The sequence below is a fragment of the Nonomuraea aridisoli genome (assembly GCF_003236395.1).
GTDB lineage: Bacteria > Actinomycetota > Actinomycetes > Streptosporangiales > Streptosporangiaceae > Nonomuraea > Nonomuraea aridisoli.
In genome coordinates this window covers 1-20,179 of record NZ_POUD01000064.1, presented here as the reverse complement: position 1 = coordinate 20,179, position 20,179 = coordinate 1, and the positions used below count along the sequence as shown (strand labels likewise).

Below are 20,179 nucleotides of genomic sequence, written 5' to 3'. Positions count from 1 at the left end.
TTATTCATCGGCAATAGAGGGAAACCGGCCGTCGCGCATCCGCCACAAACGGACCCGCCGGGCGATGACCCGCACGCCGGCATCGGTGGATTCAATCTCGGCACCCGCCGAAGCCCGCTCGGCCATGGCTTCGCGGGCGGCGGCTTGGGCGAGTCCGAGTGGGGTGTGACGGGAGAAGTGGCGTTCCTGGGCGCTGATCGTCTCGATGTCGCGGGCGAGTCGCGGGTCGATTCCGTGCGACTCGATGGATCGGATCTCCCGCCGGAGCAGGTTCAGCAGCTCCGGCTCCCGGTGCGGGCCGGGCCTCCAGCACAGGACGTCGACCGCCGCCGATCGGGCGGGGATGCCGGCCCGGCCGAGGAGTGGCAGGCCGAGGCTCCGGGCCGCTGCGACGAGCGGGCCGAGGTCGGCCGTGATCGCGGCTCGCGCGAGCCGGCGGTCGTCCCCGGCATCAGCCGGAACGGAGAGCGCCACCAGGCCCGCTGCCTCCTCACCCAGCCAGATCGGCCCCGCAGACGGATCCAGGCCGGAAGCGGGATCGCCGGGCGCGGGACGGTCGGAAGCGGGATCGCCGGGCGTCTGTCCGGCCCATGCGGCCAGGAGATGCGTCAGGTGGTCGATCGGCAGGTCGGGGCCGACGATGGCGAGCGAGCAGGAGGCGGGACGGTAGTGGACGCGCCGGAACTCCTGGACATCGGCCGGCGTGATCGCCGCCAGGGTCGCCGAGGTCGCACGGGCGGTGGCGGCGAGGCCGTGGCCGGGCAGCGCGGCCTCGGCGACGGCGGGCCCGACCTTCAGCACCGGGTTGGACTCCGCAGCGCGGTTCTCCAGCTGTACGGCATGCCGCTCCGACTCGAAGACCGCCTCGCTCACCGGCTCGGCACCGTTCGTCGCGACCAGCCCGGCCGCGATGTCACCCACCCGTTCCGGCGGCCCGGCGACGCTGAAGCTCGTCACGGCGTTGCCGGTACGCGCCACGATCTTCGTCCCGGCCCGCTCCCGCCACACGTGCGTCGAGATGTGCTCGGCGAGATGAGCAGTTCCCCACGGCCACGGCGGGTCATCCAGGGAACCGGCCCCCACCAGCAGGCACGCGCCCACACTCCTGGCCTGCGGCAGCTCGATGAGCCGCACCCGCAACCCACCGATGACCAGCCGCATCTCCGAGGCTTCGCCGGTCACCGCACGCCCTCCAGCACTTCTTGTTGTGCCTGCGTGAGAGGGCCGACGGCGGCTATGGCGGGAGGGGCGCCCGGCGCCGGGGCGAGCGTGAGGCCCTGGGCCGCGTGCTCTCGGATCGCCTCGGCGAGCTCGGTCGCCGTGTGCTCCGACCGGGCTCGCCGCCGTAGTTCGTCCACCGCGCCGAAGGGATCGTCCGCCTGCAGCAAGAGCGACGTACGGGCTCGTTCGGCGGCCCGCCGCAGCTCCGCCGAGGGGGGCCGCCGCAGGCAGGCTCGGATGACGTCGAGCATCAGCCGCGCTGCCGGTGCCGCGTCTCCCGGCTCGACCAGCGCTTTCGCCCCGATGGTGACCGGTTCATCGGCGCCCCACCGCAGGACGCCGACGGAATACGTCAGTCCCCGGGAAATGCGCAGCTCGTACGGCAGCACGCCGTCGATGCCCGTCCCGAGCACCTCGGCGAGCACGTCGACGGCTCCGGGCGCCACGGTCGAGGGGTCGAGCGGCAGGCGTACCGCCACCCGGGCCCGCGAGTCGGCCAGACCGGACACGGTCGTAAGCCCTCCCCGCCAGCGCCGGTGGGACACCGGCGCAGCAGCCGGGACACCGGTGGAACGGCCGGGTGCGCGGTGGATGGTGATGCCGAGGCGGTGGCATGCGGCCAGGTAGGCGGTGAGGGAGTCGGGGGTGATCCGGCTCAGGGTCGTCGCGTCGCCGAGCGGGGTGGGCGCGGGTTCGCCCCAGCTCGCTTGTTCGAGGGCGTCCAGGAGCCTGACCCGGGAGTCGGCCGCGCGCGTTTCGGACAGTCGTAGTTGCGCGCGGCGGATGGCGTTCAGCCGGTCGGCGTCCGGGGGCGGGGTGGCGAGGCCGAACCGGTCCGGCACGTCACTCAGATCGTCCAGGCACGACCAGTACGAGAACGACGAGCTGTGGGGGGCGAGCCGGTGCCTGGTGCGCCGGCCACGGGCGGCGCCGAGCGGTTCGCGCACGTCGGCGAGCCAGCGCGCCGCCACGGCCGCCAGCCCACGCTGCTCCGGCGGATCATCGTGGTGACCAAGGGGAAGCTCCACGATCATCGTCTCCGGTGGAAGATCCACGATCATGGGGCCGCCTGCAGAGCGGCGCTTCGGGCCCGGAGCGTCAGCGGCAGTGCCGTGAGGGTCGCGAGGACGCCGCCTCCCGCGATGGCCCAGGCGGGCTCGCGCAGCACTTCGGTCGTCACGCTCCACAGCCCGATCGAGACGAGTTGCGCGGTCAGCGCCATCGACCGCCGGAAGGAGTACACCCGTCCCAGCACGGCGTCGTCGGCGCGCTGCTGGGACAGGAGGTTCGGGGACATCAGCAGCAACAGGTTCAGCGCTCCCACCAGCAGCCCGGCGGCGAAGGTCCACGCCGTCCCCAGGTGCGCCGCGGCAGCCGCGGCCAGCGCGATCGGCGCCGTGCTGATCGCGCCCGCGATGAGCAGGACGAGCGGATCGACCGGCAGGCGGATCTTGGACAGGGTCAGGGAGATCACCAGCCACCCGGCGCCCATCCCCGACACGAACAGGCCCGATCCGACGGATGTGCCCGACAGGTTGATGGAGACGACGATGAACTGCGGCGCCGCACCGAAGAACAGCAGCACGACGCCCTCCGCGAGCACGGCGTAGCGCAGGACGGGGTCCCGCAGCAGGGCAGTCAGCCCGCCGCGGAGTGCCCGCATCGGGCTGGTCCGCTCGCGGCCCCCGGCGGGCGCCTGTCCGCCGACGCCGAGCAGGCACAGCACCGCCGCGCCATAGCTGACGGCGTTGGCGACGACCGCCGAGGGGAAGCCGATGGCCGTCGCGATGCCGACTCCGGCCAGCGGGCCGAGCACCATGGTGCTGCCGGTGGTCCAGGCCATGGCGGCGTTCGCGGTGGTCAACCGGCTCTCCGGCACCAGCCGGGGGATCATCGCCTGAGGCGCCGCCGTGGAGACGGTCCGCACCGCGGAGGTCAGCAGAGTGAGCGCGTAGACCATGATCACGGCCTCCGCCAGGACTGCGGGCACCGTGGCGGCGGTGAGGACGCCCAGGACGAGGTTGGCCCCGAGGGCCACCGCGCGCCTGTCGAAGCGGTCGATGAGCAGCCCGGCCCATGGGGCGAGCAGGATCCTCGGCAGCGTCTCCAGCGCCAGGGCTCCGCCCGCGGCGAGCGGTGAGCCGGTCACGTCGAGGATCCACAGCGGAAGGGCGATCCACTGGATCCAGGTGCCGAGCGAGGACAATGTCTCGCCGGTCCACAACGACCAGAACCGGGTTCCCAGCCGCTCCGTCATCGCGGCTGGGTGTTCGGATCGGGGAAGAGGTTGAAGACGTCGATGTCGGCGTCGTCGAGGCCGAAGAGGCGGCGGCACGCTTCGCGCACCACGTCGGCCGATTCCGGCGGAGGCTGGAAATGTCCGGACTTGGTGTTCGCCACCACCATGGACACCGACTGCTCGCCGATCAGCACGATCTCGCCGGCCGCCCGTACCCGCAGTCGTTGCGGCACCAGCATGGGATGGGCCACCGGAACACCCTGGATCCGCGCCCGCCGGCGCCCGAACACCAGCTCGGACAGCTCGAACGGACGGGTCCACACCAGCAGCCGTTCCTCGTCGTCCACGACGTACATGTACGACACCTTCGGCGTGAGGTGGTCGAGCGCGCTGACCGGATCGCTGATCGCCACGGTCTGCGCCACCACGGTGGCACTGGCCTCGCGGTACAGGCGGTCGAACACGTCGCGGTCGTACTCCAGCAGCGGAGGGCGCCGGGACAGGACCCTTCTCGGGAGCTCGAGCGGCCGGTCGGGGCCGGAGGCGAGATACCGGCCGGCCATGTCGGTGCGCAGCCGGGTGATCCGCTCGCTGAGCCGCGCATCCGTACGGTCGGCGCTGTGGACGGCGCGCAGCGAGATCAGCTGCTCGTACAGGACGAAGACCCGGGCCTGGGAGTCCTCGCCGTAGCGGGCGACGGCCTGTTCTTCCAGCGTGTCGTATTTCGCCAGCAGGAGGTCTACGGAGTCGGTTGTCACGCTGGTGCCTGTCCTTGTCGCGAGGGGGAAGGCCGGGGGACCGGCGGCGCGGGGCCGAGGACGTGTCCCCGGCCCCGCACTTGTGCTACTTCGTGATCAAACGGTCTGGACGCTTAAACGGTCCAGCCGGCCTGGGTGGCGACCAGAGCCTCGCGGCCCTCGGCGGTCGCGTCCAGCGCCACCAGGTCGGTGGTGATGGCGTCGATACGAGCGAGCTCGTCGGTGATGAGGTTCATCTCGGCATCCCTTCTGTTGGATGGGTGGAGCCCGAGCGCATTCGTGATCACGCTCGGGCGATGCCCAATATCGTCGGTCAACGGCTTCTGATCTGCGGAAAATTACCCATGACACGTGGTCAATCCGCCCTTGACAAGATCGTCTGTCCTGGTTGGTGTGGCGGAGGCTCTGGGCTCCCCCTGGGAGGTCGGGCTCACCGAGGACGGCCGCTCGTCGTGGCCGGCCTGGAAGGCTTCGGGGACGTGGAGCGGTCCGACATCACCGTCAAGTCGCTCCAGAACGGCACCGTCCAGCCCGGCAATGAGGCGTCGTCGCCTGGTAACCGAGCCCGGAGCGACCCGGAAACCGGGTCGTGAACCGGGTTTGAAAACGCCCGGTCAACCGGGTTCGATGACTTCTCCGGCGGCGCTCTGCCGCACGCTCGCGGAGGCCTCCGCCGATCGCGCCTGTGCCCCTGGTGCCTCGATCAGTCGAGCCAGATCACGATTCCGGTCAGGCCGTTGAGGACGGCGGCGACGCCCGCGCGGACGGCGCGGCCGGCGCGTTCGGGGGTGAAGCTCGCCGGGTCGTACGTCGAGGACATGCCGAGCCCCTCGCCGCGGAACGACGCGCCGGTCCAGTCGGCGGCGGTGACGTTCTCCGTGGGCTCGGCCAGCTCCGCGCCGACCACGAGGAACTGCTGGTCGAGGTGGTTGGGGCTGACCATGGCGAGCGGGTCGATGAGGTCGTTGCCGGCGCTGACGATGAGGTCGGGCCGCAGCCGGATCGCCTGGCTGATGCTCGCGACGTACTGGTGCGGGTCCGTGGGCGCGATGGTCCTCAGGTCGACGTCGTTCTCCTCGGCCCACGCCCGCACGGCGTCCACCAGCGTGCGGGTCTGGGGGTCCTGGCCGGCGGTGAGCAGCACCACGCGGTAGTCCTCCGACGGGCGCACGCCGTCCCAGGAGCCGGGACGCGGCGTGATCGTCGACTCGGGGGTCGGCGTCGTGGCCGGATCGGAGAACCCCGGGGCGAGCGAGCCGACGGCGGTGGGCTTGGCGTGCGGTCGCGACCAGTCGTCGCCCGCGCCGCATCCGCCGGCCAGGACGGCCAGCGCGACCGCCGCGGCGAGCGTTCGAGCGGGCAGGAGCCGGGAGCGCATGGGATGGAGTCCTCCGGGACGGCGGTGAAGGAGGCGCCGGGCGGGTGCCGACGCCAGCGCGCCTAATTCCTACCTCATTGACCCTGATTCTTCGATATCAGGATGGTTTCTGCCCAATTGGGTTCATTGTCGGTTATCGGATGCGACGCCGTTCATTCATGTCGGCCGAGGAGATTGCGTACGTCCGGAACCCTAGAGGAGTCACATGTTCCACGTCGCTCGGCGTCGTGCCTGTGCCGTCGTCGCCGCCGTAGCCGTGGCCGTCATGCTCGGCGCCGCACCCGCGCTCGCCCACGGATTCACCTCCACCGTCTACGTCGACCTCGGCTCACCGGGGAGCGGGCACGTGCGGTCGGAGATCGAGCTGGAGTACGACCTGCTCGTCGTCTCGGCCGCCGACGCGCAGGGCGACGACCCGCTGTTCCGGCAGGGCAACACCGCCTGGGAGAACGGTGACACGCCAGGTCAGAAGGCCGCGCTGGACGCCCACGCCGGCTCGGTCGTGGCGTACGTGACCGAGCGTTTCGGCGTCACGGCCGGGGGCGAGGCGTGCACCCCGGCGCGCGACGGAGACTTCCGGATCGAGCAGCGCGAGGGCGTGCCGTACGCGCTGCTGGTGCTCGACTACCGCTGCCCCGAAGCCGCGCAGGAGCACGAGGTGCGCAGCGGGCTGTTCCCCGACGCCGAGGGCTACGTGAAGGGCACCAAGACGGTGATCACGTACGACCTGGACCTGGTCTCCGGCAGCGCGGCCCTCGACGCCGAGCATCCGGCGTTCTCCACCCGGCAGTCGTTCGCCGAGCGGTTCTGGAACTTCTTCCGGCTCGGCGCCGAGCACCTGCTCACCGGGCTCGACCACATCCTGTTCCTGCTGGCGCTCATCGCCGGGTCGCGCCGGCTGCGCGAGATCGTGCTGGCGGCGACGACGTTCACGCTGGCCCACTCGGTGACCTTCATCCTCGCCGCGCTCGGGCTCGTCGAGGTGCCCGCGGCGTTCGTCGAGCCGGTCATCGCGCTGTCGATCGCCGTGGTCGCGGGCTGGCACCTGTGGCGGCTCTGGCGCCGCCGGTCGCACGCCACGGATCTGGAGAGCCTCGGCCAGGGTCACTTCAGCCTGGACCGCGCGGGCTGGACCAGGCTCGCGGTGGTCTTCTGCTTCGGCCTTGTGCACGGGCTCGGCTTCGCCTCGGCCCTGGGCATCGACCAGCCTCTGTCGTGGACGCTGCTGTGGTCGCTGCTGGTCTTCAACGTGGGCATCGAGGCCGTCCAGCTCGCCGTCATCGCCGTCGTCTTCCCGCTGCTCGCCGTGTTGCGGCACCGCCGGCCGGTCGCGGGGCTGTGGGCGACCGGCGTGATCGCGGCAGGGGTGTCGGCGATGGGGCTGGTGTGGTTCGTGCAGCGTGTGCTCGGAATATGAGAAAACTTCACAACTTCCGGCAGATGCCAACGGCGTAATGTCCGATGTTCACCTTGATGTCACCGGTGTCCGTAACGGTAGATCGGCTCTTCAGTAGCTCTCTCAGTACCTGAACGGACAGAAGTGATGAAGATTGACAACGCGCCGCAACGGCGCGGGCAGATCCTCCGCCGGGCCGCTGTGGCGGCCACCGCGGCGGTCATGGGCGTCGGCGCGGTCATGGGCAGCGGCCTGACCGCCGCGGCCCAGGCGGCGGCCGGCACGGCCCCGACCGGGATCGTCCTCGGCGTCGGCGCGGATGAGGCCCAGCGTGTCGTGTCATGGTACGCCGCGGACGGCGACGCCAAGGTCGTCCAGGTGGCCCCGACCCACAAGGTGCACAAGGGTCAGTTCCCCAAGGACGCCGTCACCATCCCGGCCACGGTCACCGCGAACGTGGTCAGCGGCGGCTACAACGGCCACGCCACGATCAACGGCCTGAAGGAGCACACCTCCTACTCCTACCGGGTCGGCACCGAGGGCGCCTGGTCGCAGACGTACACCTTCAAGACCCAGAAGTTCGACGGCGACTTCGACTTCCTGTTCTTCGGCGACCCGCAGATCGGCTCGTCGGGCAACTCGACCAGGGACGGCGACGGCTGGGCCGACACCCTGCGGGTGGCCACCGCCGCCAACCCGAACGCCGAGCTGCTGGTCTCCGGCGGTGACCAGGTCGAGTCCGCCAACAACGAGACCAACTGGAACGACTTCCTGCGGCCCGACCAGCTGCGGCAGTACCCGTGGGCGGCCACCATCGGCAACCACGACGTCGGCGGCAAGGCGTACGAGCAGCACTTCTGGACGCCGAACACCGACCGTTCCGCCCCGTTCTACAACGGCGACGCGAACACCCGCTCCGGCGGCGACTACTGGTACACCTACAAGGACGTGCTGTTCATCGACCTGAACAGCAACGCCTACGCGAGCGGCTCCGACGCGGCGCACATCGACTACGTCTCCAAGGTCATCAAGGAGCACGGTGCCGACGCCAAGTACACCGTGCTGGTCTACCACCACGCGATCTACTCGCCGGCCTCCCACGCCAACGACGGCGACAACCAGCTGCGCCGCAAGGACTTCCCGACCGCCTTCTCCAACCTCGGCGTCGACCTGGTCCTGCAGGGTCACGACCACAGCTACTCCCGCAGCTACGTGATCAAGAACGGCCAGAAGGCGAACCCGGCGGAGAAGCCCGGCGACGCCCAGGTCGAGGCCGGTCCGGGTGGCGTCATCTACGTGACGGCCAACTCCGCGTCCGGCTCGAAGTACTACGACCTGACCAAGCCGGACGTCACCAAGGACCCGAACTACGGTCCCGACCCGCTCAACCCCAAGAGCCACTGGGCGAACTCGGTCGAGAACCAGGAGCACGTGCGTACGTACGTGAAGGTCCAGGTGGACAAGGACAAGCTCACCGTCGAGAACGTCCGCAGCGGCGACTGCGAAGGCCCCAACTCCGCCGTCGAGCTGGGCCAGGAGTCCTGGTGCGGCTCTGACAGCGGCGCCGGCCCCGCGCAGCCCGTCGGCTCCCTCGTCGACAAGGTGGTCATCACCCCCCACCGCGACGGAGACGACCACGGCAACGGCCACGACAACGGCCACGGCCACGGCCACGGCCACGGTCACGACAATGGCCACGACAACGGCCACGGCCACGGTCGCGACAAGGACGCGGTGGCGACCGAGGCGAGCTGGCTCCAGTAGCCGATCGCGGTCGTGCCGGACCTGCTGATCCGGCCCGCTCCTCCTGATGGGGTGGGCGTCGCCGACGCCCACCCCATCCGCACATCCGCACGCTTCCAGACAGCCCGAGGTTCACCAGATGCGTCCGACCACAACGTTCGCCGCCATCGTGGCGTTGCTCGCCGCGCTCGGCCTCGCCGGACCCGCCGCGGCGGCGGACGGTGACGCCTCATGGACCGTCGCCACGGCCGCCAACGACTTCGGCCCCGACCGGGAGAACTACGGCTACGTGCTCAACCCCGGCGGAAGTCTCACCGACGGCATCGTGATCACCAACGACGGCGCCACCCCGCTCCACCTGGCCGTGTACGCCGCCGACGCGTTCACCGCCGAAGGCGGACGGCTCGACCTGCGGCCCGAGGGCGCCGAGCAGGCGGGGCTGGGCGCGTGGATCCGCCCGCAGCGGCCCGACGTGACGGTCGAGCCCGGCGAATCGGCCGAGGTGCCGTTCACGCTCACCCTTCCCGGTGACGTGGCGCCCGGCGACTACATGGGCGGTGTCGTCACCGAAGGCGAGGGGAACCAGCGGCTCGGCATCCGCGTCCGGCTGCGCGTCGGCGGCGAGCTGAGACCGCGCCTGTCGGTGGAGGACCTGCGGGTGAGCTACTCGGGGACGCCGAACCCGCTCGGCACGGGCGAGGCCACCGTCGCGTACACGATCCGCAACACGGGCAACGCGATCCTCGCCGCCCGGCAGGAGGTGTCGTTGTCCGGGCCGTTCGGCGGCCTGACGGCCGACGCCGGGAAGGTCGCCGACACGCCGCAACTGCTGCCCGGCGACACCTGGAAGGTGTCGGTGCCGGTCCACGGGGTGGCGCCCGTGCTCCGGGTGACGGGGACGGTCGCGCTCACGCCGCTGCTCACCGACGCGTCCAACTCGATCGCCCCGCTCACCGCCGTCCGGACCACCGCGCACGCCTGGACGCTCCCGTGGGCGGCGCTGCTCGCCCTCGTCGTCGTGGGCGTGCTCGCCGTGCTCGGCTACCGGTTCGCCCGGCGGCGTCCCGCCTGAAACGCGCTCGACAGCGCGCCGGCCCCGGCCTGATCATGCTGGGATGCCGATCCCCGATCTCACCCTCGAACTGGTCCCGCACTGCGAGAGCGTGCCGCGGCAGGGCTGGGAGGGAGATCACGACGTCCGTCCGCTGTCCGAGCTCGGCAGGCGGCAGGCCGAAGCGCTCGTGCCGGCCGTGGGCCCGCAGGTGGACGCGATCTTCAGCAGCCCGGCGCGGCGCTGCCGCGAGACCGTCGAGCCCCTCGCCCGGGCGACCGGGCTTCCGATCGAGTGCCTGGAGACGCTCGCGGAGTCGGACGGCTTCCGCGAGCCCGCCGAGTGGGTCACAGGCGTCTACGCGCCGGTGGCCGGCGCCATCGGCGGCGCCTGGTCGGCGGGCCGGATGGCGCACGCGCTCACGTCCATGGCCCGCCGCCACCCGGGCGGCCGGGTCGTCGCCTCCTCCCACGGCGACGTGATCCCGGCCCTGCTCGCCATGCTCTGCGGCTGCACCGGCACCCCGCTTCCCGCGGTCGTGGATCGCGGCGGCCGCTACACGGTCCGCCTCGACCACGGCACGACGACCGTCACCTCCCACCACCCGGCCTCCTAGGATCACGGCGTGACCCCGGCGTGCGTGCGTCGTCGCCGCCGAGTGGGAGCGCGGCCGGCTACTGGCCCGAGCCGGCTGAGCCGAGGCCGGCGTCGCGGGCGCGGGCGACGGCCTCGGCGCACGTGGCCACGCCGAGCTTGCCGAGGACGGCGCTGACGTGGTTCTGCACGGTCTTCACCGACAGGAACAGCTCGCGGACGATCTGCGCGTTGCCGCTCCCGCGGGCGACGTGGTCGAGGATCTCGGTCTCGCGCGCGGACAACTGCGGGAACGGCCCCGGGGCGGATGTCCGCAGCGCCGCCCGCGCCACGATCGCGCCGACCGGACCGCTCAGCACGACGTCGCCCTCCGCGACGGCGGCCAGCGCCCGGGCGATCGCCGCCGGGCCCGACGACTTCAGCAGATAGCCGCGTACGCCGGCGCGCAGCGCCCGCAGCACGGAGCAGGATCGGCGCGAGCGGATGGGCCCGCCTGCGGGCGAGCAGCGCGCCGGCGCCGCCGAGCACGGCGAGGGCGACGGCGTACAGGGTCACCGTGGCGCGGTCGGGCAGGGCGGCGGCGCCGGGAAGCAGCCACAAGGCCGACAACAGCCACAGGAGCAGCCCTGCCTGCGCCACGAGCGCGGCGAGCGCCGCGCGCCTGCGGACCATCGAGACCTCCATACGATCGCCGGTCGCGCCAGGGTAACCGCGACGTGATCAGGCGGTCACGGGGACGTTCGCCCGGGAGAGCCCGGTGACGCCGCTCCACAGCAGGGCGACCCCCATGAGCGGCACCAGCGCGAACGGCATGACGAAGGCGGCCGCCGCGACGATCAGGATGACCGCGGCGGGCCTGGGCAGGACCCGCGAGCGCAGGCCGCTCACGCCCAGCGCGAACACGCCCGCGACCAGCAGCGCCATCGTCCCGTACAGGCCGATGCCGCCCATCTCGCCGGTCAGCGCGGGGCTGTCGGAGGTGGCCAGCCAGGGCAGGACGGTGCCGATGTACCACTGCGACACCACTCCGCCGGCGGCCCCGGCCATCCCGAGTGCCGGACATCATCGCGGCCTGCGTGAAGTGCCGCTGCGCCAGCAGGTAGACGACCAGGATCGGCAGGAAGGCCAGCACCGCCCCGGCCATCTCCAGGGGCAGCTGGCTGACCTGCCGGCGCAGGCCGGCGACGCCCACGGGGCCGGCCGGCTTGAGCTCGGGCGCCCCGACGAGCCGCGCCCACCGTCGCCTGTTCGGCTCGACGGATCAAGCGCGCCCGAACCTGCCCGTCAAGGCCCCCTGCGGCGAAAGGGGCGAGCCCCCCGGAAGGGCCCGCCCCGCGAGAATCACTCGAAGATACGGAAGCTACGTCCCTCGAAGCCGACGACGAAGCTGTGGATGTCGGTCGGCGGGTACACCCAGCCGTTGCCCGTGCAGTCCGTCGTCCCGTACACCGCGATCTTGTAGGTGGTGTCGTTGAACTCCGAACGTGCCGGGAACGGCAGCGTGGTGCACTCGGTGGACGCCGGCAGGGTCACCGACTGCCCCCGGAAATCACCCGACCAGAACGTGACCCCCGACCCCGACGCGGCCGAGGCCGGAACGGCGGACGCGAGCGCGATGCACAACGACGCGGCGCCCGCGAGACCCCAGGCGAGCTTGCTCCTACGCATGACTTCTCCCTTGTACAGACTGTTAAGGAGGACATGACACCGGCCGGGCCAATGCGATCATCATTGTTCAAACTTGAAAAGTCAACACATGAGATTGTTGTCGAGCGGAATTCCGTTCGGTATTTCACGAGATCGCAGTATTGGTCCCTTCGAAGGATGGGACCCTGGAGGGACCGCGATCAGGAGGAGACCATCGATGTCCTACGACTTCGGCATCCCGCCCGCCCCTCGCCGTACGCCGCTCACGGCGGAGGAGAAGATCCGGGCCGAAGCGGCCTTCTCCGACCTCGTCACCGAACACCTCGCCACCAGCGGCCGCTTCCGCATCACCGCCGACACCCCCGAGATGATCGAGGTCTTCCAGTCCGCCGCCCGCACCGCCGGCGACAAACTCCACCGCCCCGTGGTCAGCTACGCCAACGGCAGGGACATCGTCATCACCTTCGCCGAGGAGTGACCGGGAGGATCCTCAGTCGAGGTCGGCGTGCCGGCGCCGTTCGCCGCACGCCCGGCAGGCGAACGCGTGGGAGCCGGGCTCCGGCTCGCCGAGGTACGTCATGGCGTCGCCGCAGCAGAACAGCCACTGCTCGCCCTGCCACGTCGAGTACGTCGGCGTGCGGACGAGTTCGAGCAGCACCGCCGAGGGGATGCGGACGGCGACCCAGTCGTCCTCGCCGGGCGGTTCGAGCTCGAACCCGGGCGCGTGGCCGAAGTCCGGGACGCCGTGGGTACGGCCGGCCATCGCCTCCTCCCATCCGACCAGCCCGTACTCGGTGTCCTTGGCGAGGGCGGCCCGCCCCCGGTGACGTCGTCGCCGATGCCGAGCCGGAACGTGACGCCGGCCTCCTCGCCGCACAACGAGCAGCGGTCCCGCCCGGCGTAGTCGCACGACTCCTCCAGGGGCGCGGCGAACAGGGGGAAGGACATGAGCGGTAAGTGTACGGAACCCGCGCATGACACGAATTTTCACCGCATCACCTGGTCATTTGTGATTCAAGCGGATGTAAGTGACCTATGTGGTCAAGTGTCATCATGGGGTCATGCTGGAGGTTGCGGGACTGGGAGAGCTGGAGGAACGGGCGTACCGCTTACTGGTACGGGCGGGCGAGGCGGACGTCGCGGACCTCGCCGACGAACTGGGCGTCGAACCGGAGAGAGCGGCCCGGGCGCTGGGCTCCATGTGCGACACGGGCCTGACCCGCGAGGTTCCGGGCACCCACGGCCGCAGGTACGCGCCCGTGGCCCCCGACGTGGCGCTCGGGCCGCGGCTGGTCAGGCAGCAGGAGACGATCGACTGGGCCCGGCAGGCGGTGGATCAGCTCGCCGAGGAGTACCGGGCGAGCCTGCGCCGCCGCGACGCCGACTGGCTGATCGAGATCCACCGGTGATCAACGTGACGCGGTACATCGCACCGCCGGTCGCCGGCTCGGGTGCCGCGGCGTGCGCCGGCACCGGCAGCGCCAGCATCGCCAGGCCCGTGCCCACGGCGGCGAAGCGGGTGATCCATCTCATGAACGAACCCGATCTGTAGTGCTACGTCGCTTTTACTCGTTCATGAGAATGGGGCAGTGTGCCTGTTCGGAGGGCACGATCCGCCTGGCCAAACAGCGACATGTCGTCAAAATGACAGGCTTAGAGAGCGGCGAGGAAGGCCCGGATCTCCAGGAGGTCGATGGCGGCGGCGTCGGCGCGGGGCACGACGAGCATCAGCTCACGCGCGACCGGCCGCGTCCTCGACTGGGCGACGAACGACACCGCGACCATCTTGATCAACAGCTCGGGGTCGGCCTCGACGACGGGCACGGCCACCCGGTCCAGCGGCCCCTCCCGCCCGATCGCCGCCCACAGCCGCCCCAGGCTCAGCCACAGGTCGTCCACCGACGAGCGGGCCTCCATGTCGTTGCCCATCCGCCGGGAGACCACGCAGTGCACCTTCCGGTACGGCGACCCGATCGTGGCCACCGTGCCCAGCGGGTAGCGCTTGAGCTTGCCCACGGGCTTCGACTCGCGCGTCTCGACGCAGTGGGGCACCACCGCCGACAGGGCGCGTTCGAGCTCGCCGTCCAGGCGTTCCAGGTCGCCGTCGTACAGGCGGCCGAGCAGTTTCCCCCGCACGCCGCCGAGATCGGTGTCAAAGGTGTCGGCGAAGCCGACCACGAGATCGGCGTCCTGGTTCAGCGGGTCGCCCACCCGGACGGAGACCGTCGTGCCGGGAAGACTCCGCGAGACCGGGCACCGGGGATACGCCCGCGCCAGCGCCCAGAGCACGGACCCCACGACACAGCCGGCGAGCACGACCGGACCGGCCGGCCCCGCGCCTGACGCCTGCGCGACCAGCACCACCAGCGCGAGGGCCCCGAACGCCATGAGGAAATGCGCGCCCAGCAGCACCCGGCCGCGCGGCGTACGGACGACCGCCGCCAGCCCGTGGACGAGACCCACCCGCCGCCCTCCCGAGGAAATGCGCCAGAGCCTGGAAGATACGTCGTTCGACGCCTTCTGGGTAGATCTCTGCCCAAGTTTACGTCGATCAGGCGCGCGGTTTGGGCATCAGTGTGGCGAGCAGCAGGAGCAGCGCGCTCTGGGCCAGCATGCCGGGCGCGAGCGGCGGCGCCGCGCCCACGGTCTTGGTCAGCGCGTACCACCACTGGGTCAGCGGCGAGAGCGTGTCCCACGCCGGGTCCATGCCCGCGCCCACGCCGTGATTGACCGACACGTGCATGAACACGCCGTACGCCGAGGCCAGCAGCACCACCCCGGCCAGCACGCGCACCACGGTCACCGCGCGCGCGGACACGGCGAGCAGCACGAGCGCGACCACGAGGGCCGCCAGCGCCGCCCACGGGATGAGCTGGGTGAACGACTGCCAGTGGCGCTCGAAGGCGAGCTCCAGCCCGGCGCCCGCGATGCCGACCGCGACCAGCGCCAGCAGCCCGAGCCGTACGGCGGAGGAGGGAGCGAGCCGGCGGGCTTCAACGGTTCGAGGGGTAGTTGAGGTCATGTGCGGCGACCACCGTCCGGTGCGAAATCCTGTTGTCCTCTTTCACGTTCCTGGCGGATCCTCAGAGGAGTCTCAGCGCATTCTGAAGATCTCGTGAAAAGTGGACGACATGGCCGACGAGTACGTCCCGCGGCTTTCGCCCGAGCACGTCGAGCGGATCCGCCGCTGGCATGAGGACGCCTACCACGCCATGCGCGAGGAGGGCGCCGAGGAGCAGACCTTCTCCTACCTGGGCCGCACCATCGTGGTGCCGCCCGGCGTGATGCCGATCGCCCGCCTGTCCCACCTGCTCGGCGAGGCCGTGCTGGCCGAGGTGAGAGAGGGCGACCGCGTGCTCGACATGGGCACGGGCAGCGGCGTCAACGCGATCCTGGCCGCCTCGAAGGCCGCCGAGGTGCTGGCCGTCGACGTCAACCCGGTCGCCGTCGAGGCCGCCCGGCGCAACGCCGAGCGCAACGGCGTCGCCGACCGGGTGGAGGTGCGGCTCAGCGATGTCTACGAGGCCGTCGAGGGCCGGTTCGACCTGATCGTCTTCGACCCGCCGTACCGTTGGTTCACGCCACGCGACGCGTCCGAGCTGGCCAGCGCCGACCCGGGTTACCGGGCGATGACCGCGTTCTTCCGCGGCGCCCGCGCGCGTCTCACCCCGGGCGGGCGGATGCTGATCGGCTTCGGCACCTCGGGAGACCTCGGCTACCTGCGCGCATTGGCCGGCGAGGAAGGTTTCGCCACCGAGGTCGTCGCCCACCGCGCCCTGGAGCGGGACGGCTGGCAGGTCGACTACTACACGTTCAGGATGACGTGATCGGTACGGCCGGGCCGTACCGATCACCGATTCACATGTTGATCATGTGGCCGGCCAGGCCGTGGACGGCCTCCTTGACCGCCTCGCCGAGCGTCGGGTGGGCGTGGACGTTGCGGGCCACCTCGTGCACCGTCAGGTCCCACTGCTGGGCCAGGGTCAGCTCGGGCAGCAGCTCGGTGACCTCGGGGCCGATCAGGTGGGCGCCGAGCAGCTCGCCGTGTGTGTCGTCGCTGATGATCTTGACGAAGCCGTTGCTGTCGCCGAGGCCGTGCGCCTTGCCGTTGGCGGTGAACGGGAACTTCGCCACCTTCACGTCGTAGCCCAGGTCGCGCGCCTGCGCCTCGGTGTAGCCGAAGCTCGCCACCTGCGGCTGGCAGTACGTCGCCCGCGGGATCATCACGTAGTCGAGCTCCATGGTCTCCGCGTCGCCGATCGTCTCGGCGGCGATGATGCCCATCGCCTCGGCGGCGTGCGCCAGCATCAGCTTGGCCGTGACGTCGCCGATGGCGAAGATGTGCGGGACGTTCGTCCGGCAGCGCCCGTCGACCGCGATCGCGCCCCGGTCGGTCAGGGCCACCCCCGTCTTCTCCAGCCCGTAGCCGTCGACGCGCGGCTGGAAGCCGATGGCCTGCAGCACCTTGTCGGCCTCCAGCACCTGCGTCTGGCCGCCCTTGGTGACGGTGACCTTGACCGAGGCGCCGGTGTCCTCGATGGCGTCCACGCGGGTGGAGGTCATCACCTCGATGCCGAGCCGCTTGTAACGCTTGGCCAGCTCGGCCGACACCTCCTCGTCCTCCAACGGCACCACCCGGTCGAGGAACTCCACGATCGTCACCTTGACGCCGTAGTTGTGCAGCACGTACGCGAACTCCACGCCGATCGCGCCGGCGCCCGCGATGATGATGCTCTCCGGCAGCTTCTCAGTGAGGATCTGCTCCTCGTACGTCACCACCCGCTCCGACAACTGGGTGCCGGGGATGAGCCTGGTGGTGGCCCCGGCGGCGATGATGCAGTGGGAGAACGTGATCGTCTCGCCGTTCACCTGGAGCGTGTTGGCGTCCAGGAACGTGCCGCGGCCGTCGTACTCCGTGATGGCGTTCTTCTTCATCAGGTAGTGAACGCCCTTGACGCGCCCGTCGGCCACCTTGCGGCTGCGCTGGAAGGCCGCCCCGTAGTCGAAGGTGACCTCACCGCTGATGCCGAAGGTCTTGGCCTCGTTGTGGAAGATGTGGGCCAGCTCGGCGTTGCGCAGGAGCGCCTTGGACGGGATGCAGCCCACGTTCAGGCAGACGCCACCCCAGTATTTCTCCTCGACGACCGCGGTGCGCAGTCCGAGCTGGGCGGCGCGGACGGCGGCCGTATACCCTCCAGGACCCGCGCCGAGTACGACGACGTCATAGTGAGTGCTCATGAGTCGGACCATACCGCCAGCCCGAGCTTGACCCGTCCTCAGACCTCGACCTGGTACGACAGAGCCAGCTCCTCCGCGGGGACCCCGCGAATCCCCCAGTTCACCCGGGGCGTCTCGACGATCGTGAGCTCCAGGTCCTCGGGGTCGTGCGGCCAGCGGTCGTAGAGCTCCCGGATCAGCGCCCGCTTGGCGTCGTCGCTCCGCCCGGTGAAGCAGACCACCTCGATGATCAGATAGCGGTCGCCGCGCTGCGGGCAGACGAAGTCGTCGGCCTCCAGCAGCAGGAACCGGTGGAAGCGCTTGTTCTCCGGCAGGCCCCACGCGCTCATCAGGCTCGCGTGGATCAGGTCGGACAGCTCGCGCCGACTGCCTGCCCAGACGTCGCGGCGGCCGTACACCTTCACCTGCGCCATATCCGCCACTATAGGAGGTGTGATCCGCATTCTGCTGGCCGACGACGAGACGATGATGCGGGCGGGCGTCCGGGCGATCCTGGCCTCCGACCCCGCCCTCGACGTGGTGGCCGAGGCGAGTGACGGCAAGGAGGCGGTGGACCTCGCGATCAGTCACCGTCCCGACGTCGCGCTCCTCGACATCCGCATGCCCCGGCTCGACGGGCTGGCCGCCGCGGCGGAGATCCGCAGGGTCGCCCCCGCGACGGCCGTGGTGATGCTGACCACGTTCGGCGAGGACGACTACATCGCCAAGGCGCTCGACGTCGGCGCCAGTGGATTCCTGCTCAAGTCGGGCGACCCGCGCGAGCTCATCGCCGGCATCCACGCCGTGGCCGACGGGGCGGCGTACCTGTCGCCCAAGGTGGCGAGGAGCGTCATCAGCCGGCTCCAGGGCGGCCGGATCGCCAGGGGCGCGGCGGCCCGCGACCGCATCGAGGGGCTCACCGAACGCGAGCGCGAGGTGCTCGCCCTGCTCGGCGCCGGTCTGTCCAACGCCGAGATCGCCCGCGAGCTGCACATCGTGGAGGGCACCGTGAAGGCGTACGTGAGCGCCATCCTCACCCGCCTCGACGTGCGCAACCGCGTCCAGGCCGCGATCATCGCCCACGAGGCCGGCTTGGTAGCCTGACGCGTGATGTATCGCCTCCTGTTCTCGCAGGTCCTGCGGCGGTTCGACGCCGAGGCCGTGCACCGTCTCACCGTCAGCGGCCTCGCGCTCCTCGCGCGGCTGCCGCTCCTCAAGCGGCTGCTCCACCGTGCGCTCGCCCCGCACGACCCGGCCCTGCGCGTGACCGCGTTCGGCGTGCACTTCCCGGGGCCGCTGGGCCTGGCCGCCGGGTTCGACAAGGACGCCGCGTGCGCCGAGGGCATCGCCGCGCTCGGCTTCGGCCACGTCGAGGTCGGCACGATCACCGCCCACGGCCAGCCGGGCAACCCGCGGCCGCGCCTGTTCCGGCTGCCACGGGAGCGGGCGCTGATCAACCGGATGGGGTTCAACAACGACGGAGCCCTCGCCACCGCCCGCAGGCTGCGCCGGCCCAGGGGCGTCCCCGTCGTCGTCGGCGTCAACATCGGCAAGACCAAGGTGGTGCCCGAGTCCGAGGCCGTCGCCGACTACGTCGCCAGCGCCAGGCTGCTCGCCCCGCTGGCCGACTACCTCGTGGTCAACGTCAGCTCGCCCAACACCCCCGGGCTGCGCGACCTGCAGGCGGTCTCGCTGCTGCGCCCGCTGCTCGCCGCGGTCAAGGAGGTCGCCGACGCGACGCCCCGCCGCACCCCGCTGCTGGTCAAGATCGCACCCGATCTGGCCGACGCCGACATCGACGCGATCGCCGACCTGGCGCTGGAGCTGGGCCTCGACGGCATCCTCGCGACCAACACCACGATCCGCCACTCCGGTGAGACCGGCGGGTTGTCCGGCCGGCCGCTCAGGGCGCGCTCGCTGGAGGTGCTGCGGCGCCTGCGCGCCCGGGTCGGCGACCGCCTCACGCTGGTCTCGGCCGGTGGCGTCGAGGACGCCGACGACGTCTGGGAGCGCCTGCTCGCCGGCGCCACCCTGGTCCAGGGCTACACCGGCTGGATCTACGGCGGCCCCCTCTGGGCCTCCCGCATCCACCGGCAGCTGTCCGTACGCGTGCGGCGCCATGGCATGAAGTCCATCACCGAGGCGATCGGCCGCACCGCCTAAGGTGGCACGGTGATCGAACCAGTGACCCTTCCCGGCGGCGTCGTGCTGCGCCCGCTGACCGAGCACGACGCCCCCGCCCTGACCGAGGCCTACGTCCGCAACCGCGAGCACCTGCGGCCCTGGGAGCCGCGCAGGCCCAAGAGCTTCTACACGCTCACGATCCAGGCCCAGATGCTGGAGGCCATGCTCGCCAAGCAGGCCGCCGGCCAGGCGACCGCGTGGGTGCTGGCCGACGGCGACCTGATCGTGGGCCGCATGACGCTCAACGACACCGTCCGCGGCCCGTTCCTCAGCACCAACCTCGGCTACTGGATCGACGCCGGCCACACCGGCCGCGGCCTGGCCACCGCCGCCGTGCGCGAGGTGTGCCGGATGGCCGACGAGGAGCTGCGCCTGCACCGCGTCGCGGCCGGCACGCTGGTCCACAACGTCGCCTCGCAGAGCGTCCTGCTCAAGGCGGGCTTCGAGCTGTACGGCACCGCCCCGCGCTACCTCGAGATCGACGGCCGGTGGCAGGACCACCGGCTCTTCCAGCTCATCCTCAACGACCGCCCGGCCTTCTGAGTCACATGCTCGGCCGGGTCGACTCCGCGTCGTACGTCATCTCCTCGATGCGGGCCATCCTGTCGCGCATGTCCAGCTCGCTGGGCCGGTGCGGGCGCCGCCGCTGCCACGGCCGCGGCCCCGCCGGCGGCCGGTACTCCACGCCGAGCGCGTCGAGCCGCCCGAGGTGGCGCTCCAGCCGCTCGCCGAAGCCGTCCCGGGCCCGGCC

25 protein-coding genes and 1 pseudogene are annotated in these 20,179 nt (G+C 71.2%); 11 read left to right on the top strand and 15 right to left on the bottom strand.

Features of this window, described 5'->3' with window-relative positions; genetic code table 11:
• The 6 genes from C1J01_RS17470 to C1J01_RS17450 form a co-directional block, all read right to left on the bottom strand.
• A complete protein-coding gene (locus C1J01_RS17470) occupies positions 1-1,182 on the bottom strand; it encodes a peptidase M16 family protein (RefSeq protein WP_111180035.1) in 1,182 nt (393 codons plus the stop codon).
• Positions 1,179-2,282, bottom strand: a complete 1,104-nt coding sequence (locus C1J01_RS17465; RefSeq protein ID WP_146615635.1) for a peptidase M16 family protein — start codon at positions 2,280-2,282, stop codon at positions 1,179-1,181. Before C1J01_RS17465 ends, C1J01_RS17470 begins: the two co-directional genes overlap by 4 nt.
• Complete coding sequence (locus tag C1J01_RS17460; protein WP_111180033.1) at positions 2,279-3,478, bottom strand: MFS transporter; 1,200 nt, start codon at positions 3,476-3,478, stop codon at positions 2,279-2,281. The genes C1J01_RS17465 and C1J01_RS17460 overlap by 4 nt, the downstream gene beginning before the upstream one ends.
• Positions 3,475-4,218: a hypothetical protein gene (locus tag C1J01_RS17455; RefSeq protein WP_111180032.1), complete on the bottom strand. Its 744-nt coding sequence runs from the start codon at positions 4,216-4,218 to the stop codon at positions 3,475-3,477. Before C1J01_RS17455 ends, C1J01_RS17460 begins: the two co-directional genes overlap by 4 nt.
• 113 nt (positions 4,219-4,331) lie before the next feature.
• Complete coding sequence (locus C1J01_RS53085) at positions 4,332-4,454, bottom strand: hypothetical protein (protein WP_268958701.1); 123 nt, start codon at positions 4,452-4,454, stop codon at positions 4,332-4,334.
• Positions 4,455-4,921: 467 nt separating this feature from the next.
• Positions 4,922-5,596 (bottom strand): type 1 periplasmic-binding domain-containing protein, encoded by a 675-nt coding sequence (locus tag C1J01_RS17450; protein ID WP_181448808.1) that lies wholly within the window; start codon positions 5,594-5,596, stop codon positions 4,922-4,924.
• Between the two features lie 205 nt (positions 5,597-5,801).
• Here C1J01_RS17450 and C1J01_RS17445 point away from each other — a divergent pair, with 205 nt between their 5' ends.
• The 4 genes from C1J01_RS17445 to C1J01_RS17430 all read left to right on the top strand — a co-directional run bounded on the left by C1J01_RS17445 (position 5,802) and on the right by C1J01_RS17430 (position 10,402).
• Complete coding sequence (locus C1J01_RS17445; protein ID WP_111180031.1) at positions 5,802-7,013, top strand: HupE/UreJ family protein; 1,212 nt, start codon at positions 5,802-5,804, stop codon at positions 7,011-7,013.
• A 126-nt stretch (positions 7,014-7,139) separates the two neighbouring features.
• On the top strand, positions 7,140-8,756 hold the full coding sequence (locus C1J01_RS17440; RefSeq protein ID WP_111180030.1) for a purple acid phosphatase family protein: 1,617 nt from the start codon (positions 7,140-7,142) through the stop codon (positions 8,754-8,756).
• Between the two features lie 118 nt (positions 8,757-8,874).
• Entirely contained in the window at positions 8,875-9,807 is a 933-nt protein-coding gene (locus C1J01_RS17435) for a COG1470 family protein (RefSeq protein WP_181448807.1), read from the top strand.
• A 43-nt stretch (positions 9,808-9,850) separates the two neighbouring features.
• Positions 9,851-10,402: a histidine phosphatase family protein gene (locus tag C1J01_RS17430; protein WP_111180028.1), complete on the top strand. Its 552-nt coding sequence runs from the start codon at positions 9,851-9,853 to the stop codon at positions 10,400-10,402.
• Positions 10,403-10,460: 58 nt separating this feature from the next.
• Here C1J01_RS17430 and C1J01_RS17425 read toward each other — a convergent pair whose 3' ends face one another.
• From C1J01_RS17425 to C1J01_RS17410, 3 genes are all read right to left on the bottom strand, one after another.
• The gene (locus tag C1J01_RS17425; protein WP_181448806.1) at positions 10,461-10,841 is read right to left on the bottom strand and encodes a response regulator transcription factor; all 381 of its coding nucleotides are present in this window, start codon (positions 10,839-10,841) and stop codon (positions 10,461-10,463) included.
• 259 nt (positions 10,842-11,100) lie between these two features.
• Positions 11,101-11,403: a hypothetical protein gene (locus tag C1J01_RS17415; protein WP_146615634.1), complete on the bottom strand. Its 303-nt coding sequence runs from the start codon at positions 11,401-11,403 to the stop codon at positions 11,101-11,103.
• 318 nt (positions 11,404-11,721) lie between these two features.
• Complete coding sequence (locus C1J01_RS17410) at positions 11,722-12,048, bottom strand: hypothetical protein (RefSeq protein WP_111180024.1); 327 nt, start codon at positions 12,046-12,048, stop codon at positions 11,722-11,724.
• Positions 12,049-12,244: 196 nt separating this feature from the next.
• Between C1J01_RS17410 and C1J01_RS17405 the strand changes: the two genes are divergently transcribed.
• On the top strand, positions 12,245-12,505 hold the full coding sequence (locus C1J01_RS17405; protein WP_111180023.1) for a hypothetical protein: 261 nt from the start codon (positions 12,245-12,247) through the stop codon (positions 12,503-12,505).
• A gap of 12 nt (positions 12,506-12,517) precedes the next feature.
• On the opposite strand, the gene C1J01_RS49885 is transcribed toward C1J01_RS17405, so the two are convergent.
• Entirely contained in the window at positions 12,518-12,790 is a 273-nt protein-coding gene (locus C1J01_RS49885; protein ID WP_181448805.1) for a CbrC family protein, read from the bottom strand.
• 298 nt (positions 12,791-13,088) lie between these two features.
• On the opposite strand from C1J01_RS49885, the gene C1J01_RS17395 reads away from it, so the two are divergent.
• The gene (locus C1J01_RS17395; RefSeq protein ID WP_111180021.1) at positions 13,089-13,436 is read left to right on the top strand and encodes a helix-turn-helix domain-containing protein; all 348 of its coding nucleotides are present in this window, start codon (positions 13,089-13,091) and stop codon (positions 13,434-13,436) included.
• Complete coding sequence (locus C1J01_RS49880; protein ID WP_181448804.1) at positions 13,433-13,579, top strand: hypothetical protein; 147 nt, start codon at positions 13,433-13,435, stop codon at positions 13,577-13,579. The genes C1J01_RS17395 and C1J01_RS49880 overlap by 4 nt, the downstream gene beginning before the upstream one ends.
• A gap of 101 nt (positions 13,580-13,680) precedes the next feature.
• Here C1J01_RS49880 and C1J01_RS17390 read toward each other — a convergent pair whose 3' ends face one another.
• Positions 13,681-14,490 (bottom strand): macro domain-containing protein, encoded by an 810-nt coding sequence (locus C1J01_RS17390; RefSeq protein ID WP_111180020.1) that lies wholly within the window; start codon positions 14,488-14,490, stop codon positions 13,681-13,683.
• An 88-nt stretch (positions 14,491-14,578) separates the two neighbouring features.
• Positions 14,579-15,049: a hypothetical protein gene (locus C1J01_RS17385; RefSeq protein ID WP_220039960.1), complete on the bottom strand. Its 471-nt coding sequence runs from the start codon at positions 15,047-15,049 to the stop codon at positions 14,579-14,581.
• 109 nt (positions 15,050-15,158) lie between these two features.
• Between C1J01_RS17385 and C1J01_RS17380 the strand changes: the two genes are divergently transcribed.
• Positions 15,159-15,854 carry a methyltransferase gene (locus C1J01_RS17380; RefSeq protein WP_111180047.1) on the top strand — a complete coding sequence of 232 codons (696 nt, stop codon included), beginning with the start codon at positions 15,159-15,161 and terminating at the stop codon, positions 15,852-15,854.
• A 31-nt stretch (positions 15,855-15,885) separates the two neighbouring features.
• Here C1J01_RS17380 and lpdA read toward each other — a convergent pair whose 3' ends face one another.
• Together lpdA and C1J01_RS17370 are read right to left on the bottom strand one after the other, a co-directional pair.
• A complete protein-coding gene (lpdA, locus tag C1J01_RS17375; RefSeq protein ID WP_111180019.1) occupies positions 15,886-17,265 on the bottom strand; it encodes a dihydrolipoyl dehydrogenase in 1,380 nt (459 codons plus the stop codon).
• Positions 17,266-17,303: 38 nt separating this feature from the next.
• The gene (locus tag C1J01_RS17370) at positions 17,304-17,678 is read right to left on the bottom strand and encodes a tautomerase family protein (protein ID WP_111180018.1); all 375 of its coding nucleotides are present in this window, start codon (positions 17,676-17,678) and stop codon (positions 17,304-17,306) included.
• Positions 17,679-17,697: 19 nt separating this feature from the next.
• On the opposite strand from C1J01_RS17370, the gene C1J01_RS17365 reads away from it, so the two are divergent.
• Genes C1J01_RS17365 through C1J01_RS17355 form a run of 3 tightly spaced genes read left to right on the top strand, consistent with a single transcriptional unit; the run spans position 17,698 to position 19,971 of the window.
• Positions 17,698-18,348 carry a response regulator gene (locus C1J01_RS17365; protein WP_111180017.1) on the top strand — a complete coding sequence of 217 codons (651 nt, stop codon included), beginning with the start codon at positions 17,698-17,700 and terminating at the stop codon, positions 18,346-18,348.
• 6 nt (positions 18,349-18,354) lie between these two features.
• Positions 18,355-19,407: a quinone-dependent dihydroorotate dehydrogenase gene (locus C1J01_RS17360; RefSeq protein ID WP_181448813.1), complete on the top strand. Its 1,053-nt coding sequence runs from the start codon at positions 18,355-18,357 to the stop codon at positions 19,405-19,407.
• Positions 19,408-19,416: 9 nt separating this feature from the next.
• A complete protein-coding gene (locus C1J01_RS17355) occupies positions 19,417-19,971 on the top strand; it encodes a GNAT family N-acetyltransferase (protein ID WP_111180015.1) in 555 nt (184 codons plus the stop codon).
• A 1-nt stretch (position 19,972) separates the two neighbouring features.
• Here C1J01_RS17355 and C1J01_RS17350 read toward each other — a convergent pair.
• Positions 19,973-20,179, bottom strand: a pseudogene (locus C1J01_RS17350) (beta-N-acetylhexosaminidase); the annotation flags it as partial.

Bases quoted from the DNA above. Each gene is read 5' to 3' on its own strand.
- C1J01_RS17465 (WP_146615635.1), bottom strand. From the start codon at position 2,282: ATGATCGTGGATCTTCCACCGGAGACGATGATCGTGGAGCTTCCCCTT.
- C1J01_RS17460 (WP_111180033.1), bottom strand. From the start codon at position 3,478: ATGACGGAGCGGCTGGGAACCCGGTTCTGGTCGTTGTGGACCGGCGAG.
- C1J01_RS53085 (WP_268958701.1), bottom strand. From the start codon at position 4,454: ATGAACCTCATCACCGACGAGCTCGCTCGTATCGACGCCATCACCACC.
- C1J01_RS17450 (WP_181448808.1), bottom strand. From the start codon at position 5,596: ATGCGCTCCCGGCTCCTGCCCGCTCGAACGCTCGCCGCGGCGGTCGCG.
- C1J01_RS17445 (WP_111180031.1), top strand. From the start codon at position 5,802: ATGTTCCACGTCGCTCGGCGTCGTGCCTGTGCCGTCGTCGCCGCCGTA.
- C1J01_RS17440 (WP_111180030.1), top strand. From the start codon at position 7,140: ATGAAGATTGACAACGCGCCGCAACGGCGCGGGCAGATCCTCCGCCGG.
- C1J01_RS17435 (WP_181448807.1), top strand. From the start codon at position 8,875: ATGCGTCCGACCACAACGTTCGCCGCCATCGTGGCGTTGCTCGCCGCG.
- C1J01_RS17430 (WP_111180028.1), top strand. From the start codon at position 9,851: ATGCCGATCCCCGATCTCACCCTCGAACTGGTCCCGCACTGCGAGAGC.
- C1J01_RS17410 (WP_111180024.1), bottom strand. From the start codon at position 12,048: ATGCGTAGGAGCAAGCTCGCCTGGGGTCTCGCGGGCGCCGCGTCGTTG.
- C1J01_RS17405 (WP_111180023.1), top strand. From the start codon at position 12,245: ATGTCCTACGACTTCGGCATCCCGCCCGCCCCTCGCCGTACGCCGCTC.
- C1J01_RS49885 (WP_181448805.1), bottom strand. From the start codon at position 12,790: ATGGCCGGCCGTACCCACGGCGTCCCGGACTTCGGCCACGCGCCCGGG.
- C1J01_RS17395 (WP_111180021.1), top strand. From the start codon at position 13,089: ATGCTGGAGGTTGCGGGACTGGGAGAGCTGGAGGAACGGGCGTACCGC.
- C1J01_RS17385 (WP_220039960.1), bottom strand. From the start codon at position 15,049: ATGACCTCAACTACCCCTCGAACCGTTGAAGCCCGCCGGCTCGCTCCC.
- C1J01_RS17380 (WP_111180047.1), top strand. From the start codon at position 15,159: ATGGCCGACGAGTACGTCCCGCGGCTTTCGCCCGAGCACGTCGAGCGG.
- lpdA (WP_111180019.1), bottom strand. From the start codon at position 17,265: ATGAGCACTCACTATGACGTCGTCGTACTCGGCGCGGGTCCTGGAGGG.
- C1J01_RS17370 (WP_111180018.1), bottom strand. From the start codon at position 17,678: ATGGCGCAGGTGAAGGTGTACGGCCGCCGCGACGTCTGGGCAGGCAGT.
- C1J01_RS17360 (WP_181448813.1), top strand. From the start codon at position 18,355: ATGTATCGCCTCCTGTTCTCGCAGGTCCTGCGGCGGTTCGACGCCGAG.